This is a genomic window from Kribbella shirazensis (assembly GCF_011761605.1).
In the GTDB taxonomy this organism is placed as follows: domain Bacteria; phylum Actinomycetota; class Actinomycetes; order Propionibacteriales; family Kribbellaceae; genus Kribbella; species Kribbella shirazensis.
In genome coordinates this window covers 4,009,795-4,028,320 of the sequence record NZ_JAASRO010000001.1, presented here as the reverse complement: position 1 = coordinate 4,028,320, position 18,526 = coordinate 4,009,795, and the positions used below count along the sequence as shown (strand labels likewise).

The following is an 18,526-nucleotide window of genomic DNA, read 5'->3' as shown; positions in this document are numbered from 1 at the left end:
CAATCACAAAGAGCGACCAACAAAAGCGCCGACCTCCCGGGACGTCGTCAACAGCCCGCACCCCCGATGGGTGCAGGCGTGCCGACCAGACTTCCCGGCGCTCCAGCCCTTACCCTCTCCCATTCCCTGGCCAAGAGCAAACAAGCATCCGGAGAACTCCCGTGCCACCTTGGGCGAGAGCGTGGGATGATTCGGCCCGGGGTGGGATTCGTCGGGGAGATCGAATGAAGCTGTCGGGGTGGTGGTTTGGGGGCGGTCGTCCGCCCCGCTGGTTTCGGCTTGCCTCGGCGGCGATCGCGGTCTTGTTCGCCGTAGGACTGATGAACGCGCGCGAACTGACCGACGTGTTCCGGGGCATCCTGGGGTGCTCGCTCATGCTGCTCACTGCCATTGCCCCCAAGGGCCTGTACGACGGCAGGTTCAAGGCCTGGACGCCCAGGCATCGGATCCTCAGCGGCGCCCTGGTGTTCCTCGTCCTGGGCGGCATCTTCCTATTTATGCTGTCGGACTACATCGCACCATGGCTCGCCGCTGTCTGTGCGTTCCCCCTGTCCGCCGCGTTTGCCGCATGGTCCACCTACCGCGAGCGCGCCGCCTCACAAAACACGTGACATGACGGGGTGAGGACCGGCGTCGCGGCGCGCAGCAGGGCGGGTGTGATGGACAGGAAGGCGAGCACCAAGCTGCTCCGCCGCCCGCACGCCAGCTCCCAGTCCGGCTGGGTCGCGACCAGCAGTTCGAGCCCTGCCCTGATCAGGTAGGAGTCCTCCGCCACCACAAGACGCACCATCGTCCCATCATCCACAACCTCACCCCGGCGTCCCGAGCGTCCCGAAGGCGGCCGGGCATCGGGCTGTTGCCGTGGGCATCACGTCGGGGTGGCGACGAGGACGTAGCCGGCGATGGGGATCTCCAGGCGGTCGCTGTTTCGGAATCGTCCAAGGACGTGCTCGGACTCGGTCAGGATCTGGCGCAGCTCGGCGGGTTGCAGCCGGTCGGCGAGTGGGGTGGCGTTGACCTCGGTCAGCACCATCGCCTCGACCGAGGGGAAGTACGCCGGCCGTACGTCGTCATGCTGCGCGACCACCCGGAGCCCGGCGTCGGTACAGCGGGCGCGGAGCGCGCCGGGGTCGCCGTGCACCCAATAGGTGCCGAGCATCTCGGTCGCGACCGCGCCGGCGTGGCGGGCGACCATTTCGATCCACGGCCCGTAGGCCGGCTGCGACGAGAGTGCCGAGAACACCTGGACGGCTACCACCCCGCCCGGTCGGGTGACTCGCCCCATCTCTCGCAGCGCGGCGGTCGGGTCGGGGAAGAACATCAGGCCCGCCTGGCAGGTCACGACGTCGAAGTCGTCATCGGCGAACGGGATCTCGCCCGCGTCGCCGGCCCGCCAGTCCAGCTCGGGTCGCACGTCCCGCGCCACCGCCAGCATCGCGGGGTTCAGATCAAGACCGATCACTGCGCCGGTGCTGCCAACACGATCCGCGGCGCTTCGAGCGACCACTCCGGTGCCGCAGGCGACATCGAGCAGACGCTGGCCGGTGTGTACGCCGGCTCCGTCGAGGACCAGATCGACCCAGTTCCGGAAGAGCGCCGGCACAAATCGCTCCTCGTACAGTTCTGCTTGCTCGCGGGTGATCCGGAAAGTCTCGGTGCCCATGTGGCCGCCTCCTTTCGAGACACCACGAGCCTCCACCGCCGCCCACCGCATGGCATCGGGCAGCTGCCCCATCCGAATGCCCGTTTGCGCGGATAATGAAGCCGTGGAGCACGCGGATCGGCTGCTTCGTGCAGCAGATGTGCACGCCGGGGCCGGCGATTACGCCGCCGCCCTCGACGCACGCGAGCGCGCCTTCGCCGCGCTCCGCGCCGCCGGCGACACCCGCATCGCGGCCCGGCTCGCGGCGTACCAGATCTCGTTCGACCACCTCGCGCTGTTCGGCAACCAATCGGTCGCCCGCGGCTGGCTGGAGCGCGGCATCCGGCTGGCCGCGGACTCCGGCGACTGTGTCGAAGCCGGCTGGGTCGCGCTCGCGCGGGCCTTGCACTGCTCGGACGCCCGGGAGCGCGCACAACAGGTCGCGGACGCGTCGCTGGTCGCTGAGCGGTTCGGCGACGCGGACCTGTACTTCGACGTCCTCGCGTACGCCGGTCTCGCCCTGGTCGAGTCCGGCCGGATCACCGATGGAATGCGGCAACTGGACGAGGCCGCCGCCGCGGCCCGCGGCGGCGAGGTGGGCAGCGAGACAGTCGCCGGCGAGATCTACTGCAAGCTCCTCGTGGCCTGTGAGACCACCCTCGACGTACGTCGTGCCGAGGAATGGACCTCGGTCTTCCGACCGCTCGACGGCAGGCCCGCGGTGGCCTGGGCGTCCGCCATTTGCCGGATGCACTACGGCGGGATCCTGATCGCCGCCGGACGCTGGAGCGACGCAGACCAGGAGCTGACCCGCGCCGTCGAGCTGTACGACGCCACCTACCGGGCGCTTCGTGGCGCGGCGCTGGTCCGGCTGGCCGAGCTGCGCGTACGGCAGGGGCGGCTCGGCGAGGCGGGCGCGCTGATCGCGGAGTACGGCGAGGACACGTACGGCGTACGCCCGTGGGCTCGGGTGGCTTGGGCGAACGCAGGCACCGAGGTCGACCGCGCGGCCGTCGCGGCGCGGGTAGCAGCCGTGATCGGCGACTCGACCTCGTGGACGCTTGCCACCGTTCCGTCGCTGGTCCTGCTCGCGGAGCTGCAGCTCGGCTGCGGACAGCAGGAGCGGGCCAGAGACACAACGACACGCCTGGCGCGCTTGACGGCGGCCGATCCCGTCGACGCACTGCTCGGTTACACGCGGCAGGTCCAGGCGTCTGTGTCAGAAACAGACCAGGCAGTCGCGGCGCTGGGTGCCGCAGCCCGCCACTTCGGCTCGGCGGGTCTTCCACTCGAGCAAGCGCGAGCGCGGCTCCGGCTGGCCGAGTTGATCGTCGACACCGACCCGGGGTCGGCCGCGGCCGAGGCGCGAGCCGCGGCCGACACCTTCGCCTGGCTCGGCGCCGCAGCGGAGGTCGACCGGGCGTGGTCGGTGCTCAGAGCACTGGGCAGCCCGGCGCGGACCGGAGCGGTCGGGCCCGGAATGCTGAGCGACCGCGAGAAGGAGGTCCTCTCCCTGGTTGCGCAGGGCCTGTCCAACCCCGACATCGCCCAACGACTGTTCATCAGCCGCAAGACCGCGGCCCACCACGTGAGCAACCTGATCACCAAGCTCGGCGTACGCAACCGAACCGAAGCCGCAGCCTGGGCAACCCGCCACAACCTCGACCACGCGCGCTGACCCACAGTCGACCGCTGCGTGCGGCACAACGAACGCGGACAGCTAGGCGGGAGGCTTTGGCGGGCCTAGCCTGACGGTAGGGGTGGTGACATGGAGCACGACGGGGTGATTGCGGTACTGGGTGCCACGGGACGTCAGGGTGGCGCGGTCGCTCGGCATCTGCTGGCTAGGGTTGGCGGGTGCTCGCGCTGACCCGCAACCCGGAATCAGCTGCCAGCAGTGCCTTGCGGTCCGCGGGTGCGGACGTTGCGCGCTGCGACATGGCCGACACCGACGCGCTGCGCCGCGTATTCGCCGGAGCCTACGGCGTCTACAGCGTGCAGAACCCGATGATCGCCGGGCACGACGGCGAGATCCAGCAGGGCAAGAACGTCGCCGACGCGGCCAAGGCGACCGGCGTACAGCATGTGGTGTACGCCTCGGCCGGACCAGGTCTGCGCGGTACCGGAGTCGACTCCTGGGAGTCGAAGCTGATCATCGCCGATCATCTGCGCGCGTCCGGCGTTCCCCTGACCGTTCTCCGACCGACGGCTTTCATGGAACTGATGACCGACAAGGACTTCTACCCGCCGGTCTCGGTCTGGCACGTCATGCCCAAGCTCGCCGGCGATCAGACACCGATCCCCTGGCTCGCGGTCGACGACCTCGGCGCGATCGCGGCCCGGGTCTTCGCTGAACCACCACAGTTCGTCGGTACCGAACTGCCGCTCGCCGCCGAGTTCCGCTCGATCGCCGAGTGCCGCCGTGCCTGGAGGGCGGCGAAGGGGCGTTCTCCCAGGGGCTTCCCGATGCCCGTGCGACTCTTCGAACGCTTTGTCGGCAAAGACCTCACCACCATGTGGCGCTGGCTGGCGCAGAACCCGGTATCCGCAGACCCCGCCGCGACGGCGAAACTCCTCGGCGAGATCACCACCGTCGAAGAATTCCTCGCAAGGCCGCCAAACGTCACCAGGGCCTGATCCGCCGACCAGTTCGCGGCCGTCCGAGCTGATCGATCGTGCTGGTCTTTGATCGAATACGTTCGGCTTCTTGTCGCGGTCGACGGCGCCGGACGAGCCTGTCTCTGTGTCTCTCGTCCGCCCGGACGAGCAGCTCGGCAACCTCGCACGGAGGCAGCAGCATGCTTGGGAACATCCCGTGGCGTCGCGCGGCGTCGGTAGCGGTGATCGCCACGTCCCTCTGGGCCGGCGTGACGTCCGTGGCCGCGTCGGTGGGCGAGACCGCTGACACGCGGACCCGTCCGGAGCTGTCCTTCGGTGACGACGCCAGTCCGTGGAAGGACATCGTCGTCGACGGCGACGACGTGGAACGAGACGCGGTCGGCACGGCGTACAACGTCTTCGGCGGCTTCGGCTCGGTCTCCTGCAACAACACGTCGCGGCTGCTGCTCGACTATCGCGAGGAGAATCCGGCGGCGTACTGGCGGATCCTCAACCTCCTGTTCAACCCGCGGACCGGTGCCGGCCTCAACCACATCAAGGTCGAACTGGGCTCGGACACCGACACGTCCTCGGGTGCCGAGCCCGCGACGAAACGCAGCGCGGACGAGCCCGCGAACGTCCTTCGCGGCGCGGGCTTCCGGCTGATCGCGGACGCGAAGACGATCAACCCACACGTCAAGGTCGAGGCACTGCGCTGGGGCGAGCCGTCCTGGACGGGCAACCGCCCGGCCGACCGGTACCGCTGGTACAAGGAGACGATCGACGCCGCGTACGACACGTACGGTGTCAAGTTCGACTACATCAGCCCGTCGCAGAACGAGGTGAACATGAACCACCTCGGCTCCGAGCTCCGCTGGGTCGTCGACTTCGCGCAACGGCTCGAGGCCGATGCCCGCGCCGACGACTCCCGCTACGACTACTCCAAGATCAAGGTCGTCGCGATGGACTCCTACCGCAACGGCGAAACGGTGTCCGCAGCCATCCTGAACAGTCCCGAGGCACTCCAGCAGGTCGATGCCATCGGCATCCATTACACGATCGGTGGTGGACCGAACCTGACCAGGCTCAACAAGGAGTACGGCAAAGAGGTCCTGTACTCCGAGGGCGTCGCGCCGATGATCGACCCGGAGTACCGCATCAACGCACAGCCCGAGCGAGGCGGGATCGGCGGAACTGTCGGCGCGGTCGACATCGCGGACCGCTTCATCAACGCCTACCGGTGGTCCGGCTCCGGTGACAACCCGGCGCACATGACGTCCTTTCTCTTCCAGCCGGCGGTGAGCGCCCTGTACGAGGGGTCCTCGTACTCGCCCAAGCACCTGATCCGGGCCTCCGACCCGTGGTCGGGCTACTACGAGGGCGGCGTCGGGATCACCCTCGTCCGGCACTTCATGCAGTTCATCGATCAGGGGTGGGAGTACATCGAGGGCGCCAGCTACGGAGACGGCACGTTCGCCGACGGCGGCACCGCGGTCGACTCGAGCACCCGGACCTACCTGACGCTGCGGGAGCCGGCCAAGGTGGCCGACGCGCGCCAAGGCACAGACTTCACCCAGGTCCACGCCAACAACACCAGCACGGCTCGGTACTTCGAGGTCAAGGTGACCGATCTCGGCATCACGTCGACGACGCCCCTGTACCTCTGGCAGACCAAAGGACCCGACGACCCCGCCACGCAGCCGGTCGACGTGAACCACTTCAAGAATCCCGGTCACGTCACGCCGGTCCGCTCGGAGACCAGCGACGACGGCCGCACGTACTTCGTGTACCGCATCAAGGTCGAGCCGTAGTCGATCCTCACCATGTCGTCGCTGGACCGCGGAATCCACCGCTCGGCCGAAGAACACACGCCTGGCGAGTACACGCCGAAGGCCGGGAACGCACCGCTCGCGCTGCCCTACTCCGACGACTTCGAGTACGCCGGCTACCCGACGGAGAACGTCAACGGCGTCGACATGACCTACCTGGAGCGGCGCGGCGGAACCCCGCGCTACACCGCCGACCAGAACGGCGCCTTCGAGGTGGTCGGTTCCGGCGACGGCAAGCACGGCAACGTCCTCCAGCAACGCATCCACGCGGACAACCGCGGCTACACCTGGAACGTCTGGGGCGATGGCTCTCAGAACCGTCTCTCAACGGCCACGCCGGCGACGATCCTCGGCGATCACACGTGGGCCGACTACCGCGCGTCGATCGACGTCCGCTTCGACCCGGACGTCCGCAACCCCGCGCTGCCCAACTTCGCCGGCCTCGGCGTCCGTCAGGTTGTCACCCAGGGATCCGATCTCGCCGCCTACGCGCTGCGGCTGTCCCCCACTGGCGCCTGGCAACTGCGCAAGCTGGACACAGTCGTTGCTTCAGGCATCATCACGGACTTCGACCCGGCTACCTGGCACCGCATCTCGCTGGAGGCCAAGGAGAACCAGCTCACCGCGGCGGTTGATGGTTCCGAGTTGACGACCTGGACCGACTCAGCTCCGAACACCGTCATGGCAGGACGCATCGCCCTGACGTCCGGCTACTACCAGAACACCTGGGACAACCTGTCCGTCGTACCCGTCGAGGGCCACGCCTGGCGTTCCGACAAACTGGACGACACAGCACGCGACATCGCATACACCGGCGCTGCACAGTTCCAGCAATCTGGATTCGCGAACTACAACCGGACGCTGCACGTGCTCAGTCAAGGCGCGACCTTGACGGCTCCCTTCCAAGGAACCGGGCTCAACATCTTCGGAGCAACCGCGCGCGCCACCCTGGACGTGGCCGTCGATGGCGCACCCGCCCAGCGGATCACCGTCGGCGCAACCGGCACACGCCAAACGTCGTACTGGCTCCGCGGACTCACACCGGGTCCCCACACGCTGACAGTCACCGTCGTGTCCGGCACCTTCACCATCGACGGCATCGACGTCCTCACAGGACCGGAGTGGGGACTGGTTGGGTGTCAACGCAGTGCTCGTCCGGAGATGTGGCGGCGGTATTCGCCTGGGGACATGCCGGTATGGCGTTTGAAGACGACGCCATGTACTCCTCGGCCCAGAACGACGTACGGTGGCTGGTCGCGAACTCCTGCGTCTTGGCACCCCAGAACCCGGTCCACGGGAGACGATGAGGAACAGCAGCCCGATGCCGAGAACGGCGCCGGTGCGGCCGTGCCGCGAACGCAGGACCGCGCCCGCCGCGCCCGCGGCCCGACGGCGGGCGCGCGCAACCCTCCCGCGGAGGAACAGGTGCTCGATCGGCGTCCGGATCGTGTCGCCGCTGCGGCTGATCTCGACTCCGCCGCTGCCCACGCATCAGTCCTGCATCCGGCCGACGTACTGCCGCACGCTTCTGCGTGACCAGCAACTGGTTCACGTCATCATCTCCAGGGGTCCACCCGGCGGAATCGCTGTTCTCTGACAGCAAGAACCACCCGGGCGCGACCGGCGACGGCACACCGCCCGGGATGCGCCATGCCGTCCGGCATGGCCCTTCCGCTCACCGGCGACGCGTCGTCCACGCGCCGCCGGATCCTGGACCCCCAGAAGGACTCAAGCCATGGCTTCTGCCCTGCTTCACGACCCAGACGAACTCTCGACACAACTGGCGGTTGCTGCGCGCGAGGGCGACCTCGATGCCCTCGACCGCTTCATCCGGACAGTGCACCGCGACGTACGGCGCTATGTCGCACATCTGAGTGCTGATCCGCATGCGGTCGACGACCTCACCCAGGAGACGTTCCTGCGGGCCCTGAAAAGCCTGCACCGCTTCGAGGGACGATCGTCGGCACGGGCGTGGCTGCTGTCGATCGCCCGGCGTACCGTCGCCGACGACCTCCGACGCAAGGCCGCACGCCCGAGAATCTCCGGCCACGACTGGCAACGCGCCGCCGAACAGGCCCAGCCCCGGAACCTTCCCGGCTTCGAGGACCGGATCGCCTTGGCCGAACTGCTCGACAGACTCCCCGGCGACCGCCGGCAGGTCTTCGTACTGACCCAACTGGCAGGCATGCCCTACGCACAAACCGCCGCACACCTCGGCTGCCCGATCGGCACCGTCCGCTCCCGCGTAGCCCGGGCCCGCACCACACTGGCCGACCTGCTGGCCGCCTGACCCGGGTCGGCCGCCTTCGACCGGAAGGCGGCCGACCCGGCCTCCAGCGGTCAGCCGCGGGGATGTGGAATGCGTTCGACGTGGGGTTTGGGGGTGCCGTCGTAGGGGTTCGGGGGGAGGGAGGCCAGGGCCTGCGGTAGTTGGAAGGTCTGGAAGAGGGTGAGGTCGAAGAAGGCGACTGCGTGGACCACGGCGGCTGCGGTCAGGGTGAGGACCTGGAACTGGAAGGCTCGGTGGACGTTGTCCTTCGGGTCTCTCATGTAGACGGCGAACGCGGGGTGGCCGTTGGCTTCCAGCGGGACGAGGTACTGGTCGCCGGGGCGTTCGGCCGGGCAGTGGGTGGAGATCAGGCGGCCGATGTCGCGGGCACCCCGGAACCAGGACGTGAACGGTGGCATCTCCCAGATCGCGTCGTCGGTGAAGAGCGCGACGATCGCCGGTACGTCGTACCGCTCGAAGGCGCTGCGGTACCGGGCGAGCAGCGCCTCGTCGGGGGTGACGAGTGGGGACGGAACGATCGGTGCCGGTGCGACGTCGCCGGGACGACCCGTCAGGAAGTCGGTGGGTAGGCCCTCGAGGTGGTGGACGGCTGTGGCGCGTTCGAGGGGGTCGAGGCGTTGGAGGGCCGCGATCAGGCCGAGGTCGATGGGGTGGTCGTCCATCAGGCTCGCGGGGATGGGTTCCAGCCAGAGGATCTCGGTGTTCTGGGTGAGGGTGCCTTCGGGTCGGGCGCTCGGCGCGCCCAGGGACGACGGGAGCGGGCGGGTGCCGGCGCGCTGCAGGCAGGCGCGGGTCGCGGACTCGTATCCGCTCGTCTTCGCGGCGATCTCGACGGCGTCGGTGATCGAGCCGAGCATCCGGTAGCAGTGCGAGACCAAACCGCGCTGCAGTTCGTCAGCGTGGTCCGCCGTACCTCCGGAATCGATCATCGGACCAGGTCCTCACCTCGTCCGCCAGTCTCCTGCTCGGTACGTCGCCTGTCGAGATGCCGCAGCGCTCGCGTCGGGTTGGACCGGGGTCCAGGAGGGCTCGCGGCCGGCGTGCCGCTGCAGATCGCCGCGGGCTGTGGGAGGAGAAGCTGCTGAGTCCGGGGATACGGCGGTGGTTGATTGCGGAGTGCTTCAGGCGGGGTTGGCGGTGTGCTCGCGTAGGTAGCGGTAGGAGTTGTGTTCGGCGAGGGTGCCGTCGGGGTTGGTGATGATGTGGTCCACGCCGTACCACTGCGCCACGGTTGCGCCCTGGCAGACCTGACGCTCTCTGCCTCCGCCGGCCGCGAAGGGTTTGATGCTGTTGCGCCAGCGGGACTTCCAGATCCCGTTGTCGCAGTACGTCTCGACGTCGTCAATGGGTGCCATGGTGGCTCCGTCTCCTGATGTCTGACCCATCGTGGTGAGCGTGGTGTCCCAGGGGTGGTCTAAGGCGGTTGCCACCGCACCGGCCCGACTCGGATCGCCGCCCCGACACGGATTCCCCGGCCGACATGCGTCGCCGGTGGCGCGGCGGGTGGTGGCCCGGGTCGCGGTGCGGGCGCCGTGGCCCGTCGTACTCGGATGCGGTCGTAGGCCGCGCGGCGGATGGGGTCGCGCAAGGTGGCGTAGGCGTTCAGGATCTCCTGCAGGCGCTGGTCGGCGTCGCCGTCGGACTGTGCCGACGCAACTGCGCGCTCTGCCGCACTCTCTGCTGCGTGGTCTGCTGCGTGGTCTGCTGCGGCCGAGGCACGCGTGTCGGGGTGGTGCCGGAGGACGAGGCGCCGGAAGGCATGGTCGAGATCGTCGTCCGAGGCCTCGGCGGCGGCCCCGAGAATCGCGTACAGGTCGCGGAGCGACGCGGTCATGGCTGCGATCTCCTGAAGGCGTTCAACGGAATGCGTGATCGGAATGCGAGATGGGATGCGTGAAGGGAATGCGTCGACCGGGGTGATGCGGCGGCCCGCGCTGAGAGCTTCGTCCTAGGAAGGACTCCGGCGGGAAAGGGGACCTCGCCGGCGCGAGGGGTGTCACCGGCGGGCGGTCGCATCACCCGGTCATGAACTACGTCGGTTGCCTGAGCTCCTCACTCCCTCCGAATATCCAGCTGTCCATGTCTCGATCCGTCGATCCACCGCCTGCCGTTCACGGAGGACCGCGGCCCCGGCCGAGCGGCCGTCGCAATGGCCAGCGGTCGAGCCGGATGCGGGAACTGCGCGGCCGACTCAACGGTGGCCGTGGCTCCCGGCCGCGGGTCGGCGGACTGGGCTTGCCGGGCGGCGGCTCGTACGGCGACTCCCAGCAGGCAGCGATCAGATCGTCGAATTCGGCCCGCACCAGGTCGTCGTCGCTGAGCACGAGGTCCGCGAAGGCCTCGTGCTCGGCGATGGGCTGCTCGGTCACCGGCATCGGTCTCACCCCGTCAGCTGTCACCTACACGATGACGGCCCGTCAGGCGTCGATCTGTTTGCGGTCGCCACCGCTGGCCGTGACCGCGATCTTGCGCGGTTTGGCCTGCTCGGCGATCGGGATCGTCAGTGTCAGGACGCCGCCGTCGTAGCTCGCCTCGATGCGGTCCGCGTCCAGGGTCTCGCCCAGGAACAGCTGCCGGGAGAAAACTCCGAGCGGACGTTCGGAGACCTGCATCTCGGCGCCCTCGGCGAGTTCGACCGGCCGGCGCTCGGCCTTCACCGTCAGCACGTTGCGCTCGACATCCAGTTCGATCGCGTCCGGTGAGATCCCGGGCAGATCGAACACCGCAACGTACTGGTCACCGTCGCGATAGGCGTCCATCGGCATCGGGGTCGGGCGCGACCACGTGCCCGGCGACTGGCTGCCGAAGAACTGCTGCGCCAGTCGATCGAACTCCCGGAACGGATCCGTGCGTATCAACATCGTCCCTGCACCTCCTCAGGTCCTCGACTCCTGGGTGGTGTCAACACGCACTTCCGATATAGCATGTCATCGAAACGATGACAAGAAGATCGTGTCATCTAAACGGTGACGCATCCGGTATCCGGAGAAGGAGGTGACGAATGGCCGCCGACGAAGCGACCGAGGCCAACGCCGTCGGAGACGGAGAAAGCGCTGCGCGGGCCGCGTTCACCACCGTCGAGGAGACCGTCCAGCGGCTCGCGTCCCCGGGCGACGGGCAGGATCAGCCGGCGGAGCGAGGACGCACGGTAGGGCGCGACGGTACGGCGGAAGACGTCACGGCGGCGCAGGACCGTGCGGCAGACCAGGGGACGGTCAGTTCGGCGGATGTGCTCGCCGCGCTGACGAGCCTGCGGGTCCTGCAGGAACAGTTCGCTACCTGGGAGCCATTGCTGATCGGAGCGGCCCGGGACCGCGGCGCGAGCTGGGCGGCGATCGCGCCCACACTCGGACTGGCCAGTCGCCAGGCCGCCGAGCGCCGCTACCTGCGACTCAACTCGCACGCCAGCGACCCCGACGGGATGACGGGCGAGCAACGCGTCCAGGCCGCCCGGGACCGGCGAGCCGGTGACCGAGCCGTCACCCAGTGGGCCCGGGACAACGCGGCGATGCTGCGCCGGCTCGCCGCGCAGATCACCGCGCTGGACGACCTCGATCCCGGCACCCAGGCGAGCGCCGACCGGCTCCTGCACGCCCTCGGTGACGGTGACACCGCAACCCTGCTCAGTCCCCTCGCCGAGGCCGGCGCGAAGCTCGAGGACAGCCATCCGAACCTGGCCGGGCAGGTCTCGGATATCAACGTGACGACCGACCGATTGCGAACCGAGCGAACGGCGCGCAACGAACAGGCCTGGCCGTGATCGACCTCGACGGTCAGTGGCCGGCGCCGAGTTTGCCGGCGAGGCGCTCGTGGCGTTCGGCGCTGGCGGGGTTCAGCCCGACGATCTGGACGGTCTTGCCGTAGCGGGCGTACTTGGTGGTGATCGCGTCCAGGGTTGCGACCGTGGAGGCGTCCCAGATGTGGGAGTCGGTCAGATCGATGACGATATTGGCGGGGTCTCCGCGGTAGTCGAACTGGTAGACCAGGTCGTTGCTGGAGGCAAAGAACAGCTCCCCCGTCACGGCGTACACCTTGGTGTCGTCGTCGAGGTGGGCGACGTCGGTGACCGTGGTGAAGTGCGCGACGCGACGCGCGAACAGGATCATCGCGACGACGACGCCGACGATCACACCGATGGCGAGGTTGTGGGTGATGACGACGACCACGACCGTCGACAGCATGACGACGGTTTCGCTGCGCGGCATCCGGCGCAAGGACCGCAGGCTGTGCCAGTCGAAGGTGCCGACCGAGACCATGATCATCACCGCGACCAGGGCGGCCATCGGGATGTCGCCGACCAGGTCACCGAGACCGACGACGAGGATCAGCAGGAACGTGCCGGCCAGGAAGGTCGAGATCCGGGTACGAGCGCCCGAGGCCTTCACGTTGATCATCGTCTGGCCGATCATCGCGCAGCCGCCCATCCCACCGAAGAAGCCGGTGATGACGTTCGAGACTCCTTGTCCCCAGGCTTCACGGGTCTTGTGCGAGTGGGTGTCGGTGACGTCGTCCACGAGCTTGGCGGTCATCAGGGACTCCAGCAGCCCGACCAGCGCCATCGCCACGGCGTACGGCGCGATGATCCGCAACGTGTCCAAATTCCACGGTACGTCGGGCCAGAACAGCGACGGCAGGCTGTCCGGCAGCTTGCCCTCGTCACCGACCGTCGGCACCGTCACCGACGTCAGCGCCACGAACACCGTGACCGCGAGGATCGCAATCAGCGGCGCCGGGACGGCCTTGGTGAACCGCGGCAGGAAGACCATCACCACGATTCCGGCGGCCACCAGCGGATAGACCGGCCACGGCACGTGCGTCAGATGCGGCAACTGAGCCAGGAAGATCAGAATCGCGAGGGCGTTGACGAAGCCCACCATCACCGACCGCGGGATGAACCGCATCAGCCGCGCGACCCCGAGCACGCCGAGGACCACCTGCAGGACGCCGGCCAGGAGCACTGTGGCGATCAGGTACTCGAAGCCGTGGTCACGCATCACGGGAGCGATCACCAGCGCCACCGCGCCCGTCGCCGCGGAGATCATCGCCGGGCGGCCGCCGAGAAACGCGATCGAGACCGCCATCGTGAACGACGCGAACAGCCCCACCCGCGGATCGACGCCGGCGATGATCGAGAAGCTGATCGCCTCCGGGATCAGCGCGAGCGCGACCACCAGGCCGGCCAGCACCTCGACGCGCAACCTGCGCGGCGAACGGAGCGCGGCGCGGACCGACGTGATGTCGGCTTCATCGGCGGGAGGGAACTGGGCGGGTTCGGGCGTGGCTGACTCAGGTGCCAGCGAGGTCATGCGGTCTCCAGACAAGCAGGCGGGCGGCACCTCGTGGCGGGCATGCGCAGCGCGTCCTTGCACCGGCGGCAGCACGAGGTCGCATCACAGGAAGGTGTGAGGCGGGTGAGGAGCACCAGAACGCCTCACACCCCCAACTCTACGGGTCAGCAGTAGGACGTGAGTGCCATGGGTGAGCACCTGCAGATCGCTAAGCGGTCTGCTCGACCGTGGCGAGTTCGAGGATCGCGTCCGCGGCAGCGCCCGCGCCGTCGGTGGCGGCGTACAGCCCCTTGACGCGCTCCGCCGCCGCACGAGAACGAGGGTTGGCGAGGACACCGCGAACGGCCTCGGTCAGGTCACTGGTCGCGCGTGGCAGAGGTACGGCGCGAGCCACACCGACGCGCTCCGCGATGTCGAGGTTGGCGGCCTGCTCGGGCTGGAGGGCGATGCCGACGAACGGTGTCCCCGCGGACATCGCCGTCTGCACGGATCCCTGGCCGCCGGTGATCACCGCGACCGCCACCCGCGGCATGATCCGGTGACTCGGCAGGACCTTCTCCACCAGAACACCGTCGCCCTCGAGGCCGGCCAGGTCATGTGTCGTACCCGCGACGAGGACCTTTGGTACGACGGTACGCACCTGCTCGACCACATCGCGGACGAGTTCGGGCGACGTCGAGGTCAAAGCGACGTACGCAACCGGGTCGTCCTGATCGAGAAAGCTCTCGACCCGCTCGGGCATGGGCAGGTCGAGGTGAGCGAAGAGCGGTCCGGTGTAGCGCAATCGCGCGCCCGGTCGATACGCCCTGGCCGGTCTGGGAATCCAGCCGTCCACGTCCTGTCGTGACACTCCGAAGACCTCGGGAATGTCAGTGATCAACGTGAGATCGCCCATCAGCAGAGCAGGGAAACTCGGAATCCCGGCGACACCGAACTCCTCCGCTACACGATTGAAGCCGTCGGTGTAGATCTTCTGGTACCGCAATCCCTTGTTGAAAAGGAACTTGCGGAAACGCGCCGGCATGAGGCCCTCCAGCGGCAGGCCGATCCGGCGGTCCGGCGGTATCGCCCGCCCGCGCTCGAACAGCGGCGGCACGAAAGCCCCCGAGTGCTCGACGACGACGGGAACGCCCGCTACTTGCGACGACAGCAGCGCGGTCAAGGTCCACCCGGTCACGACGGCCGTGACGCCGTGCGCACCGAAGTACTCGGCCTCGAGCGCGACGTACTGCCGGATCTCGTCATCGGTCCACATGCTCTGTCCGGGTGGACCGATCCCCGGAATCGAGGAGATGAACTGCGTGACGCGCTCGGCGGTCCAGCCGTCCCCGAGGACGTCGACCTCGACGCCGTGATCGCGGAGCAACTCGACGTACGGCCCTCCGTGGGTCGCGGTCGTGACCTCCGCGCCGCGAGCCGTCAGCGCGCGATGGATCTCCAGGATGCGCGACGTCTCCGACAGGAAACCGCAGTTCGGTAGCAGGCAGATCATGTCGCGCCCCCTCAACCCTCGATGAGGCCGAGATTAAAGGTAATATATTGCGCATGTCAACGACAGGTCCCACCCCGCTCCGTCTCCGGCCCGACCAGGCCGCGAACCTTCCGGAGCACTCGCTGCTGGCGGTCGAGGCGTTTCGTACGACGCTCTCGCTCGCCGCTCGGCTGCGCGCGGCCATGGACAAGCGGCTCCGCGAAGACGGTCTGACGACTCAGCAGGCCGCTCTGATCACTGTGGTCGAAGCAGCCGGTTCACCGTCGCTGTCCGACGCGGCAGCCGCGCTCGCCTGCTCCAGGCAGAACCTCAAGCAGATCGCCTCGGCCCTGCAACGCAAGGGTCTGGTCGAGCTGCGCGCAGACCCCGACGACGCCAGGACCACGCGCCTCGTCGCCACACAGCAGAGCCGCGACTACTGGGCTTCACGCGATACGAGCGACGTCGACGCCGTGGTCAGCTGGTTCGAAGCCCTGGACGCCCCAGCCCTCCGCGCGTTGCTGAGCTCACTCAACCTGGTCATCACCCGACTCGACGCGAACTCGCCGTAGTCAACACCTCGACCCGGGCGGATACTCAGCCGTATGGCGGCTCAGACCAGAACTCGCCGTACCTGTGTGTCTCCCCCAGGCACGTTGTCGACCCGCGTCCGATGCCGTGCATACGTTGGTGCTGCCATCGTTCTGGTCGCGGCCCTCTCGGCGTGTGGGACCGAGGTCGCGCCGGCCCCGGAAGCGCGAGACGCTACGCCGACCGCACTCCGTACCGTGGAGCCGACGGTGATCCCGTCAGGTCCTCCCACTCCGGCGTTCCTCGCGCGGGCGCGCGCCGTGGAACGGGCCGTCCGAGCGGCGGGCATCCCGGTACCGCCCGAGGGTGTGTTCCTGTACTCATCCCGTATGCCTGGAATCGCCTTCGACACGACCGAGCAGAAGGTGGCGTGGTCCGCCGGACAGGTCACCGTCGCGCCCGGTGTCCAACCGGTACCGGGCGGCACCTCGCGCATCGACTTCGCAGACGGATCGAACCTGCCGGTGCGCGTGCTCGACGCCCGTCCTGCCCTCATCGGACAGATCGGAACCACCCGGAGCAACTGCAGGGGGTTTCCTGCGGCGGCGTGCACTCTCACGATCGCCGGCGCATCCCTGGGAACAGCCGAGGTCGACACCAGCCGCGGACCGGCCACCGTGCCCGCCTGGTCGTTCACCGCAAAGGGTCTCTCGAGGCCGATCGTCGTCGTCGCAGTCTCCGACGATGTGCTCAAACCTCCGTTCGAGCCCGACCCGCCACCCGGGCTCGCTGAACTGCCTACTGGCCTCCTCGGGGTCGACAATCTGGCCCGCGTCGACGGCAGGACCCTCACCTACTACGTTCTCCACGGGAGCTGTGAGACAGAGCTTCGCGCTCACGTCCTCGAGTTCGAGGACCTGGTCGTCATCGGAGGCAGTTACGGCCCGGTGCCGGGCGATGCATGTGGTGACGACGTCGGTCATCGTGCGGCCGCCGCCGTCATGTTGGTCGCCCCGCTCGGCGACCGTGCGGTGATCAGTGCGGCGACCGGTGTCAGGCTCGTCCCCCGCGAATGACGACAGGCATCGAGGAGGTTCCGGGCTATGGTTCGGGCATGGTACGCGGGGACATCGACAAGATCGCTCAGGAGACTGGCTTCTCCGGGGTGGTCCGGATCGATCGGGGTGGGGAGATCGAGTTCGCGAAGGCCTATGGGCCGGCCAATCGCACCTACGGCGTCCCGAACACCCTGGACACCAGATTCGGTATCGCCAGCGGTAGCAAGGGTTTCACCGCTCTGGCGGTGCTCGCGCTGGTGCAGGACGGCGTACTCGAACTGAACACCACTGCGCGGTCCCTGCTCGGCAAGGACCTTCCGTTGATCGCGGACGACGTGACCGTCGAGCATCTCCTCACGCACACCTCCGGCATCGGCGACTACCTGGACGAGGATGCCGACACGGAGATCACCGACTACTTCGTTGGCGCGGCACACGAACTGACCACCACCGAGGCCTTCCTGCCGTTGCTGGACGGGCATCCCACCAAGTTCCCGGCCGGTGACCGGTTCAGCTACTGCAACGGTGGGTTCGTCGTCCTCGCGCTGCTGGCGGAGCGGGCCGGCGGTGTCGGATTCCATGACCTGCTCCGGGAGCGCGTACTCCGCCCCGCCGGCATGACGAGCACCGATTTTCTCCGCTCCGACGAGCTTCCCGCTGACGCGGCCGTGGGGTACCTGCCGTTGGACGGGGTCGACCGGTCGAACGTCTTCCACCTGCCGGTGCTCGCCAGCGGCGACGGCGGCATCCATACGACGGCAGCCGACATCTCGACCTTCTGGCGCGCGCTGTTCGCCGGGCAGATCGTGGATTCCGTCGAGGACGTCGTACGGCCGCGCCGCGACGTACCCGAGCAATCCCGGCGCTACGGCCTCGGCTTCTGGCTGCACGAGAGCACCGACACGGTGATGCTTGTCGGGTACGACGCCGGCGCGTCGTTCAAGTCCACCCACGATCCCCGCACCGGGACCACGTGCACCGTCCTCTCCAACACGTCCCCCGGCGCCTGGCCCATCGCCCGCGCTTTCCCAGCTTGACGATCGGCTCGTCTGCGCGGCTGAACTACTCGGCCGGCCCGTCGCCGAGATCGTGGCGGACCCAGACGTTCGGCTCGATGTAGCGGCCGATGTCCCTGGGGTGATCGACCTCGACGGGAACCAGGCCGCCCGGGACGACGTACTGGCCGCTGGCCGGCATCGCGAGTCCGGTCCACTCCTCCCACTCCGCCACCGCTCCGGAGATCATCATGGATTCCTGGCAGCAGTGCAGGATGCGGCCGCCCAGGCGCCAGTGGACGCGGAGCCACGGGTCGAACGGCTCCGTACCGTCTTTCAAGGTCCAGCGGGCGTAGTGCTCCATCGGGATCAGCGGGTAGCGGTCCTTGCGGTTCGGGCGCACCGGGGCATACAGAACAGGCAATGCGTGGGCTGCGGCGACATCGCGCAGGCTGCGCACCATCAGCTGGCTCAATCCGGTGCCCAGCCGGTCCTTGGCAACCACGATCTGGAGCGCGGACGCGGCATTCGGCATCCGCCCGGCGTCGCGGTCGGCAACTCCGGTGGCGAGAACGAAGTCCCAGCCCTGATCCGGCAGCTCCGCATCCGTTCCGTCCCACTGGAAGGGAATCGAATGGCCCTTCGCGATGACGCGGCCCTGGTCGAGGAGGGCGACCTGGTAGTCGGGGAAATCCGTGACCAGCCGTGGCCAGCACTGCGCCGCCACCGCGTCGTGGTAGAGAAGCTCGGGCTCCGGCATCAGGTCTGGGTTGCCCAGAGCCTCGGCGAGGTCAGGGCGCTCCGCGAGGGTCACAAGTTCCACG

Annotated in this window: 20 protein-coding genes; 10 read left to right on the top strand and 10 right to left on the bottom strand. The window is 68.3% G+C overall.

Annotated elements, in window-relative coordinates; translation table 11 throughout:
- Positions 1–224 precede the first annotated feature (224 nt).
- Complete coding sequence (locus BJY22_RS19685; protein WP_167208812.1) at positions 225–611, top strand: hypothetical protein; 387 nt, start codon at positions 225–227, stop codon at positions 609–611.
- On the opposite strand, the gene BJY22_RS19680 is transcribed toward BJY22_RS19685, so the two are convergent.
- Positions 578–790 carry a helix-turn-helix domain-containing protein gene (locus BJY22_RS19680; protein ID WP_167208810.1) on the bottom strand — a complete coding sequence of 71 codons (213 nt, stop codon included), beginning with the start codon at positions 788–790 and terminating at the stop codon, positions 578–580. The genes BJY22_RS19685 and BJY22_RS19680 overlap by 34 nt on opposite strands.
- Positions 791–868: 78 nt before the next feature.
- The gene (locus BJY22_RS19675; protein WP_167208808.1) at positions 869–1,663 is read right to left on the bottom strand and encodes a class I SAM-dependent methyltransferase; all 795 of its coding nucleotides are present in this window, start codon (positions 1,661–1,663) and stop codon (positions 869–871) included.
- Positions 1,664–1,766: 103 nt separating this feature from the next.
- Here BJY22_RS19675 and BJY22_RS42970 point away from each other — a divergent pair, with 103 nt between their 5' ends.
- The 5 genes from BJY22_RS42970 to BJY22_RS19655 all read left to right on the top strand — a co-directional run bounded on the left by BJY22_RS42970 (position 1,767) and on the right by BJY22_RS19655 (position 8,359).
- Positions 1,767–3,320: a LuxR C-terminal-related transcriptional regulator gene (locus BJY22_RS42970; protein ID WP_167208806.1), complete on the top strand. Its 1,554-nt coding sequence runs from the start codon at positions 1,767–1,769 to the stop codon at positions 3,318–3,320.
- A gap of 179 nt (positions 3,321–3,499) precedes the next feature.
- On the top strand, positions 3,500–4,279 hold the full coding sequence (locus tag BJY22_RS19665) for an NmrA family NAD(P)-binding protein (RefSeq protein WP_167208804.1): 780 nt from the start codon (positions 3,500–3,502) through the stop codon (positions 4,277–4,279).
- A gap of 161 nt (positions 4,280–4,440) precedes the next feature.
- Complete coding sequence (locus tag BJY22_RS41095; RefSeq protein WP_202891185.1) at positions 4,441–6,051, top strand: glycoside hydrolase family 30 protein; 1,611 nt, start codon at positions 4,441–4,443, stop codon at positions 6,049–6,051.
- Between the two features lie 12 nt (positions 6,052–6,063).
- A complete protein-coding gene (locus BJY22_RS41090) occupies positions 6,064–7,605 on the top strand; it encodes a hypothetical protein (protein ID WP_202891184.1) in 1,542 nt (513 codons plus the stop codon).
- 199 nt (positions 7,606–7,804) lie between these two features.
- Positions 7,805–8,359 carry a sigma-70 family RNA polymerase sigma factor gene (locus tag BJY22_RS19655; protein WP_167208802.1) on the top strand — a complete coding sequence of 185 codons (555 nt, stop codon included), beginning with the start codon at positions 7,805–7,807 and terminating at the stop codon, positions 8,357–8,359.
- Positions 8,360–8,409: 50 nt separating this feature from the next.
- Here BJY22_RS19655 and BJY22_RS19650 read toward each other — a convergent pair whose 3' ends face one another.
- The 5 genes from BJY22_RS19650 to BJY22_RS19630 all read right to left on the bottom strand — a co-directional run bounded on the left by BJY22_RS19650 (position 8,410) and on the right by BJY22_RS19630 (position 11,220).
- The gene (locus tag BJY22_RS19650; protein WP_167208800.1) at positions 8,410–9,288 is read right to left on the bottom strand and encodes a sigma-70 family RNA polymerase sigma factor family protein; all 879 of its coding nucleotides are present in this window, start codon (positions 9,286–9,288) and stop codon (positions 8,410–8,412) included.
- A 192-nt stretch (positions 9,289–9,480) separates the two neighbouring features.
- Positions 9,481–9,714 carry a DUF2188 domain-containing protein gene (locus BJY22_RS19645; protein WP_167208798.1) on the bottom strand — a complete coding sequence of 78 codons (234 nt, stop codon included), beginning with the start codon at positions 9,712–9,714 and terminating at the stop codon, positions 9,481–9,483.
- Between the two features lie 59 nt (positions 9,715–9,773).
- The gene (locus BJY22_RS19640) at positions 9,774–10,193 is read right to left on the bottom strand and encodes a DnaJ domain-containing protein (RefSeq protein WP_167208796.1); all 420 of its coding nucleotides are present in this window, start codon (positions 10,191–10,193) and stop codon (positions 9,774–9,776) included.
- 277 nt (positions 10,194–10,470) lie between these two features.
- Positions 10,471–10,734: a hypothetical protein gene (locus tag BJY22_RS19635; RefSeq protein ID WP_167208794.1), complete on the bottom strand. Its 264-nt coding sequence runs from the start codon at positions 10,732–10,734 to the stop codon at positions 10,471–10,473.
- 42 nt (positions 10,735–10,776) lie between these two features.
- Positions 10,777–11,220 carry an Hsp20/alpha crystallin family protein gene (locus BJY22_RS19630; RefSeq protein WP_167208792.1) on the bottom strand — a complete coding sequence of 148 codons (444 nt, stop codon included), beginning with the start codon at positions 11,218–11,220 and terminating at the stop codon, positions 10,777–10,779.
- 140 nt (positions 11,221–11,360) lie between these two features.
- On the opposite strand from BJY22_RS19630, the gene BJY22_RS19625 reads away from it, so the two are divergent.
- Positions 11,361–12,119, top strand: a complete 759-nt coding sequence (locus BJY22_RS19625; RefSeq protein WP_167208790.1) for a hypothetical protein — start codon at positions 11,361–11,363, stop codon at positions 12,117–12,119.
- A 13-nt stretch (positions 12,120–12,132) separates the two neighbouring features.
- Here BJY22_RS19625 and BJY22_RS19620 read toward each other — a convergent pair whose 3' ends face one another.
- Positions 12,133–13,665: a SulP family inorganic anion transporter gene (locus BJY22_RS19620; RefSeq protein ID WP_167208788.1), complete on the bottom strand. Its 1,533-nt coding sequence runs from the start codon at positions 13,663–13,665 to the stop codon at positions 12,133–12,135.
- 190 nt (positions 13,666–13,855) lie between these two features.
- Positions 13,856–15,139, bottom strand: a complete 1,284-nt coding sequence (locus BJY22_RS19615; RefSeq protein ID WP_167208786.1) for a glycosyltransferase — start codon at positions 15,137–15,139, stop codon at positions 13,856–13,858.
- A gap of 53 nt (positions 15,140–15,192) precedes the next feature.
- On the opposite strand from BJY22_RS19615, the gene BJY22_RS19610 reads away from it, so the two are divergent.
- From BJY22_RS19610 to BJY22_RS19600, 3 genes are all read left to right on the top strand, one after another.
- Positions 15,193–15,690: a MarR family winged helix-turn-helix transcriptional regulator gene (locus BJY22_RS19610; RefSeq protein WP_167208784.1), complete on the top strand. Its 498-nt coding sequence runs from the start codon at positions 15,193–15,195 to the stop codon at positions 15,688–15,690.
- Between the two features lie 348 nt (positions 15,691–16,038).
- Positions 16,039–16,725 carry a hypothetical protein gene (locus BJY22_RS19605; RefSeq protein ID WP_167208782.1) on the top strand — a complete coding sequence of 229 codons (687 nt, stop codon included), beginning with the start codon at positions 16,039–16,041 and terminating at the stop codon, positions 16,723–16,725.
- A gap of 38 nt (positions 16,726–16,763) precedes the next feature.
- Entirely contained in the window at positions 16,764–17,744 is a 981-nt protein-coding gene (locus BJY22_RS19600) for a serine hydrolase domain-containing protein (protein WP_167208780.1), read from the top strand.
- Positions 17,745–17,769: 25 nt separating this feature from the next.
- Here BJY22_RS19600 and BJY22_RS19595 read toward each other — a convergent pair whose 3' ends face one another.
- Positions 17,770–18,525, bottom strand: a complete 756-nt coding sequence (locus BJY22_RS19595) for a hypothetical protein (protein ID WP_167208778.1) — start codon at positions 18,523–18,525, stop codon at positions 17,770–17,772.
- Between the last annotated feature and the right edge of the window lies 1 nt (position 18,526).